This is a genomic window from Gordonia sp. Z-3 (assembly GCF_036233855.1).
Lineage (GTDB): Bacteria > Actinomycetota > Actinomycetes > Mycobacteriales > Mycobacteriaceae > Gordonia > Gordonia tangerina.
On record NZ_JAZARS010000002.1, the window covers coordinates 100469 to 116080 of the forward strand.

At 66.4% G+C, this 15612-nt stretch carries 12 protein-coding genes and 1 pseudogene; 4 read left to right on the top strand and 9 right to left on the bottom strand.

All coding sequences use genetic code 11. The features are described 5' to 3' along the window. Positions 1-286 precede the first annotated feature (286 nt). Together VX037_RS02445 and VX037_RS02450 are read right to left on the bottom strand one after the other, a co-directional pair. Positions 287-1861 carry an FAD-dependent oxidoreductase gene (locus VX037_RS02445; protein ID WP_328713079.1) on the bottom strand — a complete coding sequence of 525 codons (1575 nt, stop codon included), beginning with the start codon at positions 1859-1861 and terminating at the stop codon, positions 287-289. Next, on the bottom strand, positions 1861-2817 hold the full coding sequence (locus VX037_RS02450; RefSeq protein WP_235724712.1) for an AurF N-oxygenase family protein: 957 nt from the start codon (positions 2815-2817) through the stop codon (positions 1861-1863). Before VX037_RS02450 ends, VX037_RS02445 begins: the two co-directional genes overlap by 1 nt. Positions 2818-2997: 180 nt before the next feature. On the opposite strand from VX037_RS02450, the gene VX037_RS02455 reads away from it, so the two are divergent. Continuing rightward, a complete protein-coding gene (locus VX037_RS02455) occupies positions 2998-3768 on the top strand; it encodes an SDR family oxidoreductase (protein ID WP_328713081.1) in 771 nt (256 codons plus the stop codon). Positions 3769-3849: 81 nt separating this feature from the next. Here VX037_RS02455 and VX037_RS02460 read toward each other — a convergent pair whose 3' ends face one another. From VX037_RS02460 to VX037_RS02475, 4 genes are all read right to left on the bottom strand, one after another. Then, positions 3850-5094 carry a nucleotide disphospho-sugar-binding domain-containing protein gene (locus VX037_RS02460; protein WP_328713084.1) on the bottom strand — a complete coding sequence of 415 codons (1245 nt, stop codon included), beginning with the start codon at positions 5092-5094 and terminating at the stop codon, positions 3850-3852. An 89-nt stretch (positions 5095-5183) separates the two neighbouring features. Next, on the bottom strand, positions 5184-6548 hold the full coding sequence (locus tag VX037_RS02465; RefSeq protein WP_328713086.1) for a hypothetical protein: 1365 nt from the start codon (positions 6546-6548) through the stop codon (positions 5184-5186). Between the two features lies 1 nt (position 6549). Further along, entirely contained in the window at positions 6550-8004 is a 1455-nt protein-coding gene (locus VX037_RS02470; RefSeq protein ID WP_328713088.1) for a hypothetical protein, read from the bottom strand. Further along, positions 8001-9314, bottom strand: coding sequence for a glycosyltransferase (locus VX037_RS02475; protein ID WP_266059789.1), 1314 nt, complete (start codon positions 9312-9314; stop codon positions 8001-8003). Before VX037_RS02475 ends, VX037_RS02470 begins: the two co-directional genes overlap by 4 nt. 90 nt (positions 9315-9404) lie before the next feature. On the opposite strand from VX037_RS02475, the pseudogene VX037_RS02480 reads away from it, so the two are divergent. Then, positions 9405-9497, top strand: a pseudogene (locus VX037_RS02480) (glycosyltransferase); the annotation flags it as partial. A gap of 183 nt (positions 9498-9680) precedes the next feature. After that, on the top strand, positions 9681-10691 hold the full coding sequence (locus tag VX037_RS02485) for a glycosyltransferase (RefSeq protein ID WP_266059912.1): 1011 nt from the start codon (positions 9681-9683) through the stop codon (positions 10689-10691). Here the strand turns inward: VX037_RS02485 and VX037_RS02490 are convergent. From VX037_RS02490 to VX037_RS02500, 3 genes are read right to left on the bottom strand one after another with little or no spacing between them, the layout of a single operon-like run. Then, entirely contained in the window at positions 10671-11567 is an 897-nt protein-coding gene (locus VX037_RS02490) for a glycosyltransferase family 2 protein (RefSeq protein ID WP_266059791.1), read from the bottom strand. The two genes, VX037_RS02485 and VX037_RS02490, sit on opposite strands and share 21 nt — an antisense overlap. Position 11568: 1 nt before the next feature. Then, positions 11569-12384 carry an ABC transporter permease gene (locus VX037_RS02495; RefSeq protein ID WP_235724720.1) on the bottom strand — a complete coding sequence of 272 codons (816 nt, stop codon included), beginning with the start codon at positions 12382-12384 and terminating at the stop codon, positions 11569-11571. Next, entirely contained in the window at positions 12381-13340 is a 960-nt protein-coding gene (locus VX037_RS02500; protein ID WP_266059793.1) for an ATP-binding cassette domain-containing protein, read from the bottom strand. Before VX037_RS02500 ends, VX037_RS02495 begins: the two co-directional genes overlap by 4 nt. A gap of 773 nt (positions 13341-14113) precedes the next feature. On the opposite strand from VX037_RS02500, the gene VX037_RS02505 reads away from it, so the two are divergent. Further along, positions 14114-15598 carry a condensation domain-containing protein gene (locus tag VX037_RS02505; protein WP_328713089.1) on the top strand — a complete coding sequence of 495 codons (1485 nt, stop codon included), beginning with the start codon at positions 14114-14116 and terminating at the stop codon, positions 15596-15598. Positions 15599-15612 lie beyond the last annotated feature (14 nt).

Consider the following 15612-nt stretch of genomic DNA (forward strand, 5'->3'; position numbering starts at 1 on the left):
GCCACTATCGCTACCGCGCGTGAATCGCTTCTTGCCTGAGTGTTACAAGGCGATTGTCAGGACCTCACCGCGAAGGTCGGCCGATGTGATCTCGAGGTCGGGTGGTCGAGCCCCGCCGCCGATCGCGCGCCCCCTTCGCTGATCGAGCGTCCCCCCGCTGATCGAGTAGCGACGAACGGAGTGAGGAGCGTATCGAGATCGCGTGCGGTGGTTTCGATACGGCCTCGGCTGGCGCCTCGGCCTACTCAACCACCAGAGCAACCAGGCCGCCTCGATCGCCGGTGGCCTACTTCTTCCGCCACCCGGCTGCGCCGACCATCTCCGACAACTCGGTGTATTTGACGCGGGGCCGACCCTGTGCGAGTCCGCGACGCCGTTCGCTGGCGTCGATCGCACGGACTCCGCGGTAGCCGATGACCTGTCGGGTGCGACGGCGCAGCAGGGCGGTGAATGCCTTGGCCGGATGCGTTGTTCGCGGGAGATGCCCGGCGGCTGCATCGCGAATGAAGTCCTCCACGGTTGCCTCCGCGCAGACCTTGTTGGTGCCGATGCCGCCACTCGGCCCGCGTTTGGCCCATCCCAGCACATAGACACCCGGAATGACATCGCCGCTGTCGGTGGTCATCCGGCCGTCCACATTGGGGAACACCCCACGTTCGTCGTCGAACGGGAGCCCGCCGATCGGCGTCGAACGGTAACCGATGGAACGAACCATCAGATCGGCGGCGATCTGGTGTTGACGTCCACCGGTCGCAACGGTGACCCGCTCGACGCGCGACTGTCCCGAGATCTCCTCGGGGGTGGTGTGGAAGAGGAAGGTGATCCGACGGTTGTCCGGATCGGCGGGCGCGCTGAAGTCCGGGAGGTCGGCGTCGGGGTCGTCGTGGACCACCACCTCCACCCCCGGGATCGTCGACAGCGCCCGGTACTCGGCAGATGTGTACGCGGCGTGCGCCTGGTCGCGGCGACCGAGCACCACCACCTCGTGGATGTTCTGTTCTTCCAGGATGCGCAGCGCACGATCGGCGATGTCGGTGGTGGCGAGCATCTCCGGCGGGCACACCAGGATGCGTGCCACGTCGAGTGCGACGTTGCCCGTGCCCACGACGACCGCGCGTCCCGTGCCGTCACGGGGGATCGGCGGAGCCTCCATGCCCGGCACCGCGTTGTACCAGGCGACCAGATCGGTCGCCGACGTCGAGCCGGGCAGGGCTTCCCCGGGGATGCCGAGTCGACGTGACTCGCTGGCACCGACCGCATAGAACACCGCATCGAAGTGTTCGGCCAACTCGTCCGGCGTGATCTGGCCCTCGCCCATGCCGACCTCGACGTTGGTCGCCATGGTGACGCGCGGATCGCGATAAAGCAGATCGAAACCCCGCAGCACGCCCTTGGTGCCCGGGTGATCCGGCGCGACGCCGGCACGCACGAGACCGCCTGGAGTGGGAAGCTTGTCGATGACGGTCACCGACGCCTCGGTGCGATCCAGGATCGTCCGCAGCGCATAACCGCCCGACGGCCCGGTGCCGACAAGCGCAACCCGTAGACCGGCCGGCAGTTTCGGGATGTCCGGATACGTGACCGACGACCACCCGGAGGTCACGTCCGGGTTGTTCTTGTAGTAGTCGGCGTTGATGTCGATGAACACCTTGTCGCGAGTGCCGAGCTTGTCTGCCGGATAGATCGCGTCCACCGGGCAGGCATCAGCACAGGCACCGCAATCGATACACGCCTCGGGATCGATGTGCAGAATGTCCGAACTGCCGAAGCCGCGCTCCTCGGGTGTCGGGTGGATACAGTTGACCGGGCACACCGACACGCATGCCGCGTCGCTGCAGCAGGACTGGGTGATGACGAACATCAGAGCATGTTCGCTTTCCGGTAGTAGTACATGGCCGGCTTGGTGAGCAGGCCGACTTCGTCGAGGAACTCCATGAGGTGAGCGCAGCTGCTGCGGATCATGGACTGGAAGTGCGAGTTGGAGCGCATCTCGGCCATGGCCCGGTCGGCGTCGAGCCCGGCATCGGCAAACGCCTTCTTCTGCACCAGGCTGGTGACGATGAAGTAGGCGCCCAGCGCAACGTAGAGAGCGCTGAACTGCCGACGCGCCCACCCGACGCCATCCATCGACTCACGCACCTCTTCTCGCGCGAAGCGCATGTGCCGCGACTCTTCCAGCACGTGGATCTCGTTGACGGTGCGGATGAACGGCAGCACCCGATCGTCGCGCATGCAACCGCGCTGAAAGACGTCGAGCACCTCTTCGGCGACCAGAATGCCGGCGTAGGCGACCTCGTTCTTGGCGGTGCGCTTGAACAGCTTGCCGAGTCGCCCGACCTTCTTGGTGGGCTTGTAGGAGGTACCGACCATCTTCTCGGATGCCTTGGCGAACATGATCGAGTGGCGGCACTCGTCGGCGACCTCGGTCAGCGCGAATTGGAACTCCGGACTGTGGTAGGCGCCGAGGTACTGATCGCGGATGACCATCTCCTGCAGGATCATCTCGAACCAGATGCCGATGTTCATGATCGACGCGAACTCATGGCGGGTCACCGAAATGCGCTGGGACTCGGAGAGTTCCTCCCAGTAGGCGGTGCCGTACAGCGACGACCATTCCGGGCTGCACCCGTACTTGGTGGGGTCCATCGGGGCCGACCAGTCGATCTCGGTCATCGCATTGCGCGAGAGCCGAGCCGCCGAGGCGAGCAGGCGTTCAGAGACCTCGTCGGTCCCTTGGTCGCGCATGCTGACCACGTTCTGCGCTTCGTCGACACCATGGTGGGTGTCGGCCTGCGTGCGATCCATCGCTGCAGTCATCGAGTCTCGACCTCCGGGCCGTTGGTGAACAACTGTTCTTTCATGACAATGAGCACTGTTATGACAATGCGTGTTGTCACGATAGCATCGGAACGCGCGGAAGTGAACAAGGTCGGATATATACTCGCCAGTAAGTTTCGCGTGGGACACGTACATGCAGGTCAAAAGCAGGAGAAGCACATGTCATCGATCTTCATCACGGGCGGCGCCGCGGGCATCGGATTGGCTACCGCGGAACGATTCGGGCGCGCCGGATGGACGGTCGGTGTATTCGACGTCGACACCGATGCCCTGGCAAAAGTCCAGGCCAACCACCCCGGATTCATCACCGGGACGCTCGACGTACGCGATCCGAAGCAATGGGAGACCGCGCTCGCCGAGTTCACCTCCCACACCGGAGGCACCCTGGACGTCCTCGACAACAACGCCGGCATCCTGGTCGAGGGTCCGCTTTACGAGATCTCCCCCGACGCCGTGCGCCGACAGATCGACATCGATGCGCTCGGCGTCGCACTGGGCGCGCAAGCCGCCTACCCGTACCTCCGGGCGACACCCGGCGCGCACCTGGTGAACATCGCCTCGGCGTCGGCGATCTACGGACAGCCGGGCATCGCGACCTACAGCGCCACCAAGTTCTTCGTCGCCGGCCTGACCGAAGCGCTTGAGTTGGAATGGGAGGACGACGACATCCGGGTGGTCGGGATCTGGCCACTCTGGGCGAAGACCGCGCTCGCCATGAACGAGGCGAAGTCGACGAAGACGCTCGGCGTGCGGATCACACCCGACCAGGTCGCCGACAAGGTGTGGGAGTCGGTCCATCCCACGCGTCAGGACAAGCTGCTCCACCGCACCAGCTACTCGGTCGGCGCGCAGACACTGGTGCTCGGCAATGCGGCGAAATTCATTCCCAACTTCCTCAACCGGGCGGTCAACAAGCTGATCGCCCAGTAACGCCCAGACCGGTTCGGGTGCGCGTCGCCCGGGTTCACCGCGGCCCGGGGCGTCACCCAGTCGTCACCCGATTTCCGCTGACTACTCGGCAGCGACGGCCTGTTCGACGATGTCGGCCGCGGTGGCGACCGCTTTGTCCGGCGCCACCATCTGCGCCGCAACGACTTCGGCCGCTTCCCGGACCGGCGCCGACAGGATCGTAGCGAGCGCTTCGGCGGCCATCGTCTCGGTGAGAGCCGACGGTCGCATCGCGCAGCCCACCCCAAGGGTTTGTACACGGCGCGCCCAGAACGGCTGGTCGGCGGTCACCGCACAGATCAGTGATGGCAGACCTGCGCGCAGGGTTGCCGCGGTGGTGCCCGCACCCCCATGATGTACCGCGGCCACGCAGCGCCGCAGCACCGACTGATGGTCGATCGCGGCGACGACGAAGATGTCGCGGTCATCGCCGACGGCTCCTCGGTACTCGGGTCCGGCGACCAGACAGCGTAGACCCAACCGCCGCGCGGCGGCGCACAGCGTCGCGATGACGGTATCGCGGTCGGGCAGGGTCATGCTGCCGAAACCGACGAACAGCGGTCGGTCTCCCTCGGCGAGCCAGGTCGCCAACTCCGGTGTGGTGACATCGATCTCGGCGAGGTCGCGCCGATGCTCGGTGTCGAGGTCCAGGAACCCGACGACCGGCTTCGCGTCGCGCCATTGTTCCGCCAGTCCGGGTATGAGCGCTCCATCGAAAGCCTGGATCTGCACGATTCCGCGGTCACGAAGCCGCAACGACAATGGTCGCCGTGCTCGGCGAAGCTTCATCCGGCGCCGAAAGGAGTTCTCGTTCCAGCCGGTCGCAACCCAGGTCACCCGGTCGGCCCATCGCCACGACCACCGCCGAAGTGCAGGTGACATGTATCTGGAGAGAACGGGTACGGCGCCAACGACACCGTTTTCCGACATCGGCGCGTATCGCAGTACCACCAGTTGGGCCCCGATGCGTTGCGCGACCGCCAACGCACGGTCCTGGCACAGCGGTGCGGCCACGAGGATGTCCACATCGGACAGCGGAGCTCCGGGGACGGTGAACTCGTCCGCCATCGACTCGTCGAACGCGGCGAAGCCTGATCGCATGGTGCGTACGGCAAACCTCATCTGCGCCAACCTGCTTCCCTCTCGCGCAACGCTCAGCGCGGTATCCGACGACCAGGCCGCGTGGGAGTCGAGCCCCACTGCCACCACCGACGCGACTCCCGCGCTTCGCGCGAAATCCACCAGGTTCGGCGGAACCAGCACGGTCACCCGATGGCCCCGGCCCTGTAGTTCCAGAGCAAGACACACGCCGGGTTGGATGTCACCTCGACTGCCGTACAAAACAATTGCAACTCGAATCCGACTCCGGCACTGGCGCGACCACATCGGCATCGACCTCACCAGAATTCGTGGTCGAGTCGCCAGGAGGACAACTGCTCGGCGATGAGTTTCCGGACGAGCTCCGGATCTCCGAAATGATCGGGATGGATACCGAAGAAGGTGAGGGTGATCCGCTCGTCGTACTCCACCGCCCACGCCGCGATCGCCGGCCCCTGGATGCGCCGGCGCTCCGCGGGCATGCCCTGCATGAGGGCACGGATAGCGAACGAGTTGGCGTGTACCCCACCGAGTCCGAGCGCAGTCTCCGGCGCCACCCCAAGGTTCGACACCGTGGTGTCTGGACCTGCAATCCCCGCCATCATCCTGGCGATCAGCCGACGCGGCAGCAGCCGTACGATGGGCTGAAGGTTGTCGGCCACCTGCTCCGCACCCGACTGCGCGTACTCGACGAACGCCTGTTTGCTCAATGCTCGGATTCCACCGAGCGGACCCGGCGCGTCAACCCTGTCGGACAACCGGATCCACACACCGCCCGACGCGTTCGCCCGCTCGTCGGGTTCGCCGGCCCGGTTGTCGACAGCGATACACACCCGTAACTCCGGCCCCGTGGGGTACCCCGAACGCTGCACGACGCCCGCCAACAACGCGGTGAACAGGCTGTTGGCCGTACCACCGTGCTCCCGGGCCCGAGCATGCCATTGACCGCGGTCGACATTCACGATCGCCAGCGTTGTCTCCGGCCCATCGGACGGCACGGGCCGCGGCGCGCTCGGCACCGGTGACGTCGGCGCCGGCGCCGTCGTCGACCCACGATTGCGCCACGCCTCGCGAAGCACGATCCGCAGCGACGATGCGGCGGCGGCAAGTTGCCGACCTGCATCGACGACATCCTCGGTGACCGCACGTGCGCCACGAGCCGATACCGGGTCCGGCAGTGCGCCGGAGTTGCCCGCGTGTGCTGCAGCGAGCGCACGGTAGACCCCCTGACCGTCGGCGATCATGTGCGACACGAGTAACGACACCACTCGACGTCCATCGCTGGTCAGCGCGGAGTCCAGCTGCCACCCCGCGCCGTCGATCGGCCGCAGCGTCGTGTCGCGTACGTGCGCGTCGGCCCAGGTCCCGACCTCGTCGTCACCGATGCGATCGGTGTCGGAACCGACAGCAGGCAGATGCGATCGCACCCAGCGGTGCCGCGCCATCGGGACCCTGGTGCGGTGAACCGCCCGGTGTATCGACCCGGCGGCCAGCCTTGCGCGCAGTTGCTGCACCGCCGCAACTCCGGGATCGCGATCGAAGACCCAGACGAAATGCATCGGCGCGTTCAGCCCGAACAGTTCCTCCGCCAACAGATACGCCTCGTCGCCACCGGTCACCCGGGGCATCGCGGACACACGCTCATACCAACTCGTCACGGTCACCTCACCAGACCTCGTGCACGAGACCCCAGGCGGTCAGCTCGTCGTCGAGCAACGTCCGGAGGTGCTCATCGGAATCGAAATACTCTTCATCACAACCGAAGACGGCGAAGGTGACCCGGTCATCGGTACGCGTCAACCAGGACTGCACCCCGTCGCCGAACCGGTACGGCAGGTGCGGGTCGACTCCCTGCGCCATGCCCCGGAACACGAATCGACACGCGGTTGCACCGTCGAGTTGCACCGCTGCCGCGGGTACCGCGCCGAGGTTGGACACCATCGCGTCGGGCATACCGTCACCCGCAGTCACCATGCCGACCAGCCATGCGGGTGGAATCAACCACACCATCGACTGCAGATGGGCGATCGCCGGCCGTTGTCCCGCTGCCAATGCGACGAACGCCTGCTTGCAGGCACGCCGGATCGTGTGCAGGGTGCCGCCGGGCACCGGTTCGTCGGTCAGCACGATCGACACCCCGGCGGTGGCATTGGTACGCGGATCGTCCTCGCCGTCACGTCGATCCACCGGGATGCCGACCTTGATCGGGTCACCCACGGGCGCATACCCACTCGACCGCAACAGTCCGGTGACCGTGGCGATGAACAGGGAGTTCGCTGTTCCGCCTGCGTTCGCCGCGACCCGGTCCCACTCGGACGTGGGCACGGACGCGGTGGCGCGGGCCCAGCGAGCCTGCGGTGATCGCTCGACGATCGGCGCCCGGTTCGCCGCGACCGGCTCTACGACACCGGCGCCGCCCCGCAACGTGGAGCCCGCGACACGCGCGAGCCCGCCTGCCGCAGCATGGACCTGGGCCGCGGCGTCGCGGGCGTCGGAGACGAGGCTGTGCGCGAACCGGGACCATCGCCGCTCCGCGGCACCGGCGGGCGGGGCCGGGGCCGGCGCGCCGCGGTCGGTGGCCGCCATGGCCGCCGCAGCTGCGGTCACCAAGGTGCGGCCGTCGGCGACGAGGTGCAGTGCGCACAACGAGATCACCGTCGCTCCTGATGCACAGCGAATCGCGCGCAGGCGCCAGCACCGTCCCGCCTCGGCATCGAGGCGCACGGTGGCCATCTCCTCGGCGGCCCAGTCATCTGCCTCGGCCTCGTCGATCTCCGCGTGATCGACGACCAGCGCCGGGGCCTGGTATGCGTTCGTCCAGACCGGACGCGCCCCTGGCATCCGCGGGACGATGAGGCGTCGATGGAGCCGACCGGCGGCCAACTGCCGGTTGAGCAGCGCCAGCGTGTCTGCCGCGATCGGCCCGTTCATCACCCACACGAGTTGCAGCACCACGTCCCACCCGAGTGCACGGTGCAGAAACCAGTAAGTGGTGTCAGCGTCACCGAGGCGGATGTCACGCCGCGACAGGTCGGTTCGATACCGGCCATGCGAAGCGGAGCCGTCATCGACAAGCTCGGCGGTGTGATCTGTCGCGCGGATCGCCGACGCGGCCCTCATGCGACGATCCGCATCGGTCGGACCGAACTCTCGACCACGTCCGCGGCGTGGTCGGCGGCCTGCTGCGCACCGACCAGCGCACTCGGCATCGCCCGCGCACGCTCGACGCAGGCGGGATCCAGCGAGGCACGCAGGCCGGCGGCCAGTCGCATCGCGTCCAGCTTCCGAAACCGAAGCGAAACACCGACTCCGAGTCGCGACACTTCGGCGCCCCAGAACGGTTGGTCCGAGCTGAACCAACACACGACTGACGGGACACCGGCCCGCAGCGTCGCCGCCGTGGTCCCCGCACCACCGTGATGGACCACCACCGCGCACCGCGCCAACACGGCGTGATCGATCGAATCCACCACCTGCACAACACTGGTGTCGCACACAGCTGCCGCCATGTCGTCGACCCGGTTCCAGCCGGCGCAGATCAGCGCACGTCGACCGACGCTGCGGCAAGCCCATTCGACGATGCCGACCACTGCGGCCGGGTCGCGTAGCGGCATGCTGCCGAATCCGACATAGACCGGCGGCTCCCCGCGGCCGATCCAGGACATCACATCGGCAGACGCGGTGCCGCGCATCTGGCTACCCATGCGTTGCCGAAGCCGGCCGGGAATGTCGAGGAACCCCACCACCGGCCGCGGTCTGCGGCGGGAGTCGCGGTCCCATACCGGGTCGTCGTGCACCGCGAACATCGGGTCGTACGCCTGGATGTCGGCGCCAGGCGCCCGACGCACCCTGGTCCAGCCGGGGCCGTCGTCGGGCACGCCACCCACCCTGCCGGCCAACTCCCGGTCTCGCCGCCGGGTCATCGCGGTCAGAGCGCGGTCGGCGAGCGCCCATTGCAGACGGTTCAACGACGTCGAACGTGCGCCGATCGCGGGTAGCGGGCCCACACTGAGATTCGGACGGATCGGCGCGTGGTGCAGGGAGATGACCGGGATCGCCGCACGTAGCGCGTACATGGCGGCGACCTGCTCGGTGGTGAACCCGGTGACCACGACGTCCGCGCCCTCGACCACACCCGCCATGTCACCGACGATCTCGGCCCAGCCGAGATCTCGGACCTCGGCGAGCATGCGCTGCAACTTGATCGGATCACGCCCGGCCGCAGCTCGTGCTCTCGACACGTGGTCGAGTTGCGCCTGGGTGTCGAGTCCCAGTCGGCGAACGTGCATCCCGGACCCAGCGATGGCGTCACCGAGGTTGGGCGGTATCCCCAGGATCACATCGTGGCCCCGTTCGGCAAGCCGATGCGCCAGCACCGCTGCCGGCTGCACGTCTCCGCGAGTTCCATTGACTGCAAAAGCAATTCTCATCTCGTATCCGTCCCATGGTCATCGGTCGGTGGCGCGCCGTCGAACTCTTCGCCCCCTACACTGGTCGCCATCGGAAACAGGAGGGGCCCGATGAGATATGTGTTTGCAGCCGGCGGCAGCCGTGGAGATGTGCAGCCTGCGGCCGCTTTGGCGACCGAACTGCGCGTTCGCGGACACGAGGTCACGCTCCTGGTTCCGCCAGACAGTGTCCCATTCGCCTCTGGCACAGGCATTCCCACTCTTTCCTACGGCGAGAGCACACGATCCGCGCTCGATTCCCCCCTGGTGCGCGAACGGATGCGGTCCCGTGATCCGCTCACTCGGGTGCGGGCTGCGACCGAACTGACCATCCGCGGAGGAAGCGTGATGCAACGACAACTGCTCGACGCGACGCAGAACGCCGATGCGATCATCGCCGGTAGCGCGGGGCAGGAACGGGCGCACAACGTCTCGCGGGTCCGTGGAATTCCTCACATACCACTGCATCTGTGCCCGATCCGGCGCAACGGGTCGACGACGCTGCTGGCCCACGCCGGCATCGATGTCGGCCCACGCACGGCTCGGATGAGTTGGCGGCTGGTGGAGCAGGTGCTGTGGCGGGCGGGCCGGCGTGCCGAAGACGCGCTGTGCGCAGATCTGGGACTGGATCCGATACCGGCCACCTTCGCCGCCCAGATCGCCGCGACGGGCGTGCCGGAGATCCAGGCCTATGACCCTGTCTTGTTCCCGACGCTGACATCCGAGTGGGGGCCGGCGCGTCCGCTCGTCGGCTTCTTCACTCTGCCGCACGATCAGCGATCCGGCGTCGGCGACGATGCCGGGTCCGACCTCATCGAGTGGATCGACCGCGGCACACCACCCGTGTACGTGGGATTCGGCAGCATGATGGTGACCGATCCCGATCATCTCGCGACCACCGTGCTCGCCGTCGCAGCCGAACTCGATGTGCGTCTGCTGATCGCCGGCGGCTGGAGCGACTTCATGTCGGGGGTGTCCGACGACCGAATCCGGGTCGTCGGGCATGTCGACCACGATGCGATTCTGCCCCGATGCGCAGCTGCAGTGCACCACGGCGGCGCAGGTTCGGTGGCCGCCGGCCTGCGTGCCGGCATCCCAACCGTGGTCACCTGGGTGGGCGCCGACCAGCCGATCTGGGGGCGGGCCGTGATGGCATCGCATGTGGGCACCTCCCTTCCGATGTCACGGGTGAACACCACCCGACTCGTCACAGCCGTGCGCTCAGCGCTGTCACCATCTGTTCGTGAGGCCGCAACCACGCTGCGTGACAGCATGATTCCCCCATCGCTGGCGGTCTCACATGCGGCCGACATCGCCGAGCGTGTCGCCGATCGCCACTCACGGCAAGACGCGATCTGAGGCCAGTTGCCGCGGTGACGTCGAGAAGCGACCGGTCTCGACGTCATACAGTCGGATGGCCACCAACCGCATCGCGTGGACAACCGTCAGAGCAGGGACGTAGACCAGCGCTGTCCCGGCCGCGAGAGCAACCCGCCGGTGAAGAGCAAACGTGCGTGGCAGAAAGCTCATGTAGGTGACGAACGACATCACGCCGGTCTCCATCCGGCGCGAGGAGACGCCCACCGTCAACGAAGCAAGGAAGGCGTTGCGTCCACCGCTCTCAGTGACGCACAGGCCCATGTCGACATCTTCGAAGATGTCGCGCCGCATGCTCACCCGGGTCCGGATCGTCGCCCAGACCTCCCGCCGCAACACCATGTTCGATCCGTACAGGACGGGGATCTCGGTGACCGCGCGATGTGCCTGCCTGCGACCGAGCGGATGTACCCGGATCTTCCACCGATCGAACCTCCCTGCCAGTGGCACGCCATAGGCTTCGCCACGACCGCACAGGGCCGACCAGCTGCGCGCGGTATCGGCCGTGAAAAAGTCGATGATCGTCTGCGCCCAGGTCGGACCGACCCGTGTGTCCGCATCGATACGCGCGATGAGGTCTCCGGTTGCCGCGTCCAATCCCCGGTTACGCGCGAACACCAACCCCTGCCGGGGCTCCGTCACGACGTGAATCCTCGTGTGCTCGAGGGCCAAGGAGTCGACGATCTGCCTGCTGCGGTCGGTGGAGTTGTTGTCCACCACCACGATCTCGGTGATCTCCGGCTGGGCGACAAGTCTGCCCAGGCACTCCGCGATGGACTCCTCCTCGTTGTAGGCCGGCACCACCACCGACAGAGTGGGCCGCGGGGCATCGGTCGATTCCGGAACGCCAGGGGGCACGTCACGTCCTTCGCATGTAGGTTCGCAAGGTCACGGGTACAAAGATTGCGAGTACGGCCGCAGCCCCGATCAGGGTGGCGGCGATCTGCGGACCTGCCGCACCACCGGAGGCCAGCTCTCGGGCGGCCGAGACCAGGTGTGATACGGGATTGGCGGTGGCGCACTTGCGCATCCACTCCGGCATGGTGTCGACAGGCACCAGGGCGTTGGACACAAACGTCAACGGCATGAGGACCAGCATCGAGACGCCCTGAACCGTCGACGCCTTGTCCAACAGCACCCCCATCAGCGCGAAGATCCAGCTCAATGTGAAGGCCACGATCACGATCAACACACATGCCATCGCCAGGCCCACCGCGCTTTCCGGGCGGTAACCCATCGCGACACCGACCGCCACGGTGATGACCGTCGCCACCACATAGCGCACGGCGTTGGCCAGCAATGCCCCCGCCAGTGGCGCGATCCGGGCGATCGGCAGCGATTTGAAGCGATCGAACACTCCTCGATCGAGATCCTCGCGCAGTTGCACACCGGTCGTCACCGACGCCGCGACGGCGACCTGAACCAGAACGCCCGGGATCAGCAGAGGCAGGTATCCGGCGACATCACCGACGATGGCGCCACCGAATATCGTCGAGAACATGACTGTGAAGACGATGGGCAGCACGATCACGTCGAAGAGTTGCTGAGGATTGTGTTTGATCTTCAGCAGACCCCGGAAAGCCATGGTGAGTGACTGTCGGACCGTGGCACGCAATGGCACACGATCGCTACCAAGGCCGGGGTGTTCCACCACGAATGTCGCGGCCGCGCTCATGCCGCGACCCCCGGTTCGGCATCCCCGGTCAGCGCAAAGAACACTTCGTCGAGGGTGGGCCGCTCGACGTTGACCGCCACCAACTCGATCTGTGCGGCGCGCAGGGCCAGCAACATCTCAGGTAGGGATTCGAGGTCGGGCATCGGTACCATCACCCGCCGTTCGGCCCCCTCGAGCAGCACATCCTCCTGTGCGAACACCGCACAGACGGCAGCGGCGGCGGGCGCCAGGTCCGGATCTCGCAGATCCAGCCGCACACAGTTGTCCCCGATCCGCGCCTTCAGTTCGTCGGCCGTCCCGTCTGCCACGATGCGGCCGTGATCCATCACCGCCACACGATCGGCCAGTTGGTCTGCTTCCTCGAGATACTGAGTGGTGAGTAGGACCGTGGAACCGTCGGCCACCATCCGGCGAACCGTCTGCCACATCTGCTGACGCGTGCGTGGGTCCAGGCCAGTGGTCGGTTCATCGAGGAACAACAGTCGAGGCCGGGTGATCATCGAGGCGGCGAGGTCCAGCCGTCGCCGCATCCCGCCGGAGAAGTGACGCACAGCGCGGTCGGCGGCCGCACCGAGACCGAACTCCGCGAGCAGTTCGTCTGCGCGTCCACGCGACTGCCGACGGGACGCGCCCACCAATCGGGCGAAGATCGTCAGGTTCTCCGTAGCGGTGAGATCCTCGTCCACCGAAGCATACTGGCCGGTGACCCCGATCAAGGAGCGAACTCTGCCCGCGTGCGCGACCACGTCGAGGCCGAATACGCGCGCAGTGCCGGCGTCCGGACGAACCAGCGTCGAGAGCATGCGTACCGTCGTCGTCTTACCCGCCCCATTGGTACCGAGCAGCGCATAGACGCCCCCGGCAGGGACCTGCAGGTCCACACAATCGACCGCAGCCGCGCGGCCGTACGTCTTGGTTAAACCCCTCGTATCGATTGCGAGCAACGGACCCGTCATCTGCACTCTCCAGAACACTCGACGTACCACCGACCTGAAAGGTGCTCGCTCACCCGTCGACGATGACGAGCAGTCAGAATCCGAGAAGCAAGAATCCGGTCAGAGAACCCGGGCGCCATCGCCCTCGCACCGATCGGTGAGCAGTGCGGACCCCTCCCCTTGCCAAGCCCCGCCCCCCGACAGCTGCTGAGGCCAGGCTATAGCCGCAATCCCGCACGGCGCAAGGGACACCGAGCCCGCGTCGGGTTGATTCGACATCCCATCGGTGAAGCGATCCGCCTTCGGCATCCACGACCGGAAGTACGCACATTGTGCGTCTGACGTCGGATGATTCTGTGCGGTGCGATCTTTCACAGCCACTGCGGTCCACGGAAGTTAACCGAACGGAAACACTGAGGCCATCGCGACCCTCCAGAGGAGGATATAAAGCTGAATAATGCTGTGTGACTGCACCTTTCGAACATTCAACGTATTGCATCCGATTGTTAGTGTGACGAACGACACCGTGCCCGGCCAGTGTGCCCACTCCTCCGACGTGCCTACTATCGAGTCAGACCCGAGGCGGGACCGTTTACGCCTCAGACTCCCAACCACCTCTCTGCGCGTCGTCGCGCAGCGGGCGCATACCACCGGCGTGCCCCAAACAGAGGCATCGCTGAAAGATCTGCACGAACCAGGCGTTACGTTCCATCCGGATGCTGCCGACCAGGCTCCAACGGACGGGCGAACCGCCGAAACATGAAACGGCGTTGTGGGAATATGGATATACACCAATGAAATTCACTGAGCTGTCCGCCTGTGAACTGGCCGGGGGAACAGTCACCGAATGGTCGGCGCACACCGAACTCACTCCCGACCACTGGGCCGTCGACCACCGACCTCTGACGTATGAGCACGAAGCGCTCGTGACTCGCGCGGCCGACGCCGAGACCCACGGCCGGCGCCAGACGGATTGGCTCGGTGCCGCTTTCGAAGTCGAGGGCGAACTGGACCAGAACGCGATGGAGCGCACACTGCTCATCTGGACCGTGCGCCACGAAGCCTTTCGGACGACGGTGACGATGGACATCGACATCCATGGTGACCCACGCCCGACACGGCGCACCGCCACGCCCGAGATGGTATCGGTGCAGCGCCGCTTCCACGGTCGTGTCGCCGACCACGACATCGACGCGCACGTCGGCGACGTCTTCGACTCCCGGGTCACCTCGCTGGTGTGGCCACACTGCACGGTGATGACCGTCACCGACGCGAGTACCGGAACCGGCCGACCCACTTGCTTTCGTGTGGTGTTCGCCGCCGATCACAGTGTGATGGATGCCTATTCGATGCTCCTGTCCATCAACGAGCTGCAGCGGATCTACGAATCGGAGGCGGCGAACCACCGAGTCGAGGCGCCTGCGGTCGGCAGCCATGTCGACTACAGTTCGGCCAATCGCTGCGTGGGAGAGCAGATCGACACCGCCCACCCCGCGCTGGCCCAGTGGCACGGGTTCTTCGCCGAGTCGGACGGACGCTTCCCACGCTTGGGTATGCCCCTCACCGAGACCCTGTCCGCAGTGGCCGACTCCGCCCGACCGATCGGTCGTCGACAGCGCGGCTCCGCGGAAGTCGTCGCGACCGCCGACGAGGCGGCTGCCGTCGAGGCCGCCTGCCGGGCTGCCGGTCACAGCATCCAGACCGGCATCGTGGCCGGGCTCGCGCTGGCACATCAGGAACTCACCGGCGATCGGCGCCTCCGGGCCGTGATGCCGATGCACACCCGGCACGAACCTCAGTTCGTGGAGTCGGTGGGCTGGTATGTCGGCCTCGGACCGCTGGATGTGGATCTGTCCTCGGCCGAGACGCTCAGTGACGCACTCTCGGTTGCGGCTGCCGCCACCCGTTCGGCCAAGACATTGGCGCGGCTACCGTTTCCCCGGTTCGCGCAGCTGTTGGACATCACGCAGGAGCCACAGTTCGTGGTGTCTTATCTCGATCTCCGCATGGTTCCCGGGGCCGCCCACTGGCCCGATTGGCGCGCGCAGACCATACGCAGTGCCACTCACTCCGATTCCGAGGTCTACGTGTGGATCGCACGCACTCCCACCGGTATCACCGTCTCCACCCGCCATCCCGACTCCGATGCGGCTGCGGCCAGCATCCGGCGGCTGATCGACACGACGTTCACCATCATCGCCTCGGTGGTGGACGGCGATGCCGGTCGCGGTTTGGCCCCCGACCCCCTACCCGGTCGCGACGAGCGCCGACCGGCCTGAACACGAAGGGTACA

Bases quoted from the DNA above. Each gene is read 5' to 3' on its own strand.
- VX037_RS02450 (WP_235724712.1), bottom strand. From the start codon at position 2,817: ATGACTGCAGCGATGGATCGCACGCAGGCCGACACCCACCATGGTGTC.
- VX037_RS02505 (WP_328713089.1), top strand. From the start codon at position 14,114: ATGAAATTCACTGAGCTGTCCGCCTGTGAACTGGCCGGGGGAACAGTC.
- VX037_RS02470 (WP_328713088.1), bottom strand. From the start codon at position 8,004: ATGAGGGCCGCGTCGGCGATCCGCGCGACAGATCACACCGCCGAGCTT.
- VX037_RS02495 (WP_235724720.1), bottom strand. From the start codon at position 12,384: ATGAGCGCGGCCGCGACATTCGTGGTGGAACACCCCGGCCTTGGTAGC.
- VX037_RS02445 (WP_328713079.1), bottom strand. From the start codon at position 1,861: ATGTTCGTCATCACCCAGTCCTGCTGCAGCGACGCGGCATGCGTGTCG.
- VX037_RS02455 (WP_328713081.1), top strand. From the start codon at position 2,998: ATGTCATCGATCTTCATCACGGGCGGCGCCGCGGGCATCGGATTGGCT.
- VX037_RS02485 (WP_266059912.1), top strand. From the start codon at position 9,681: ATGCAACGACAACTGCTCGACGCGACGCAGAACGCCGATGCGATCATC.
- VX037_RS02500 (WP_266059793.1), bottom strand. From the start codon at position 13,340: ATGACGGGTCCGTTGCTCGCAATCGATACGAGGGGTTTAACCAAGACG.
- VX037_RS02475 (WP_266059789.1), bottom strand. From the start codon at position 9,314: ATGAGAATTGCTTTTGCAGTCAATGGAACTCGCGGAGACGTGCAGCCG.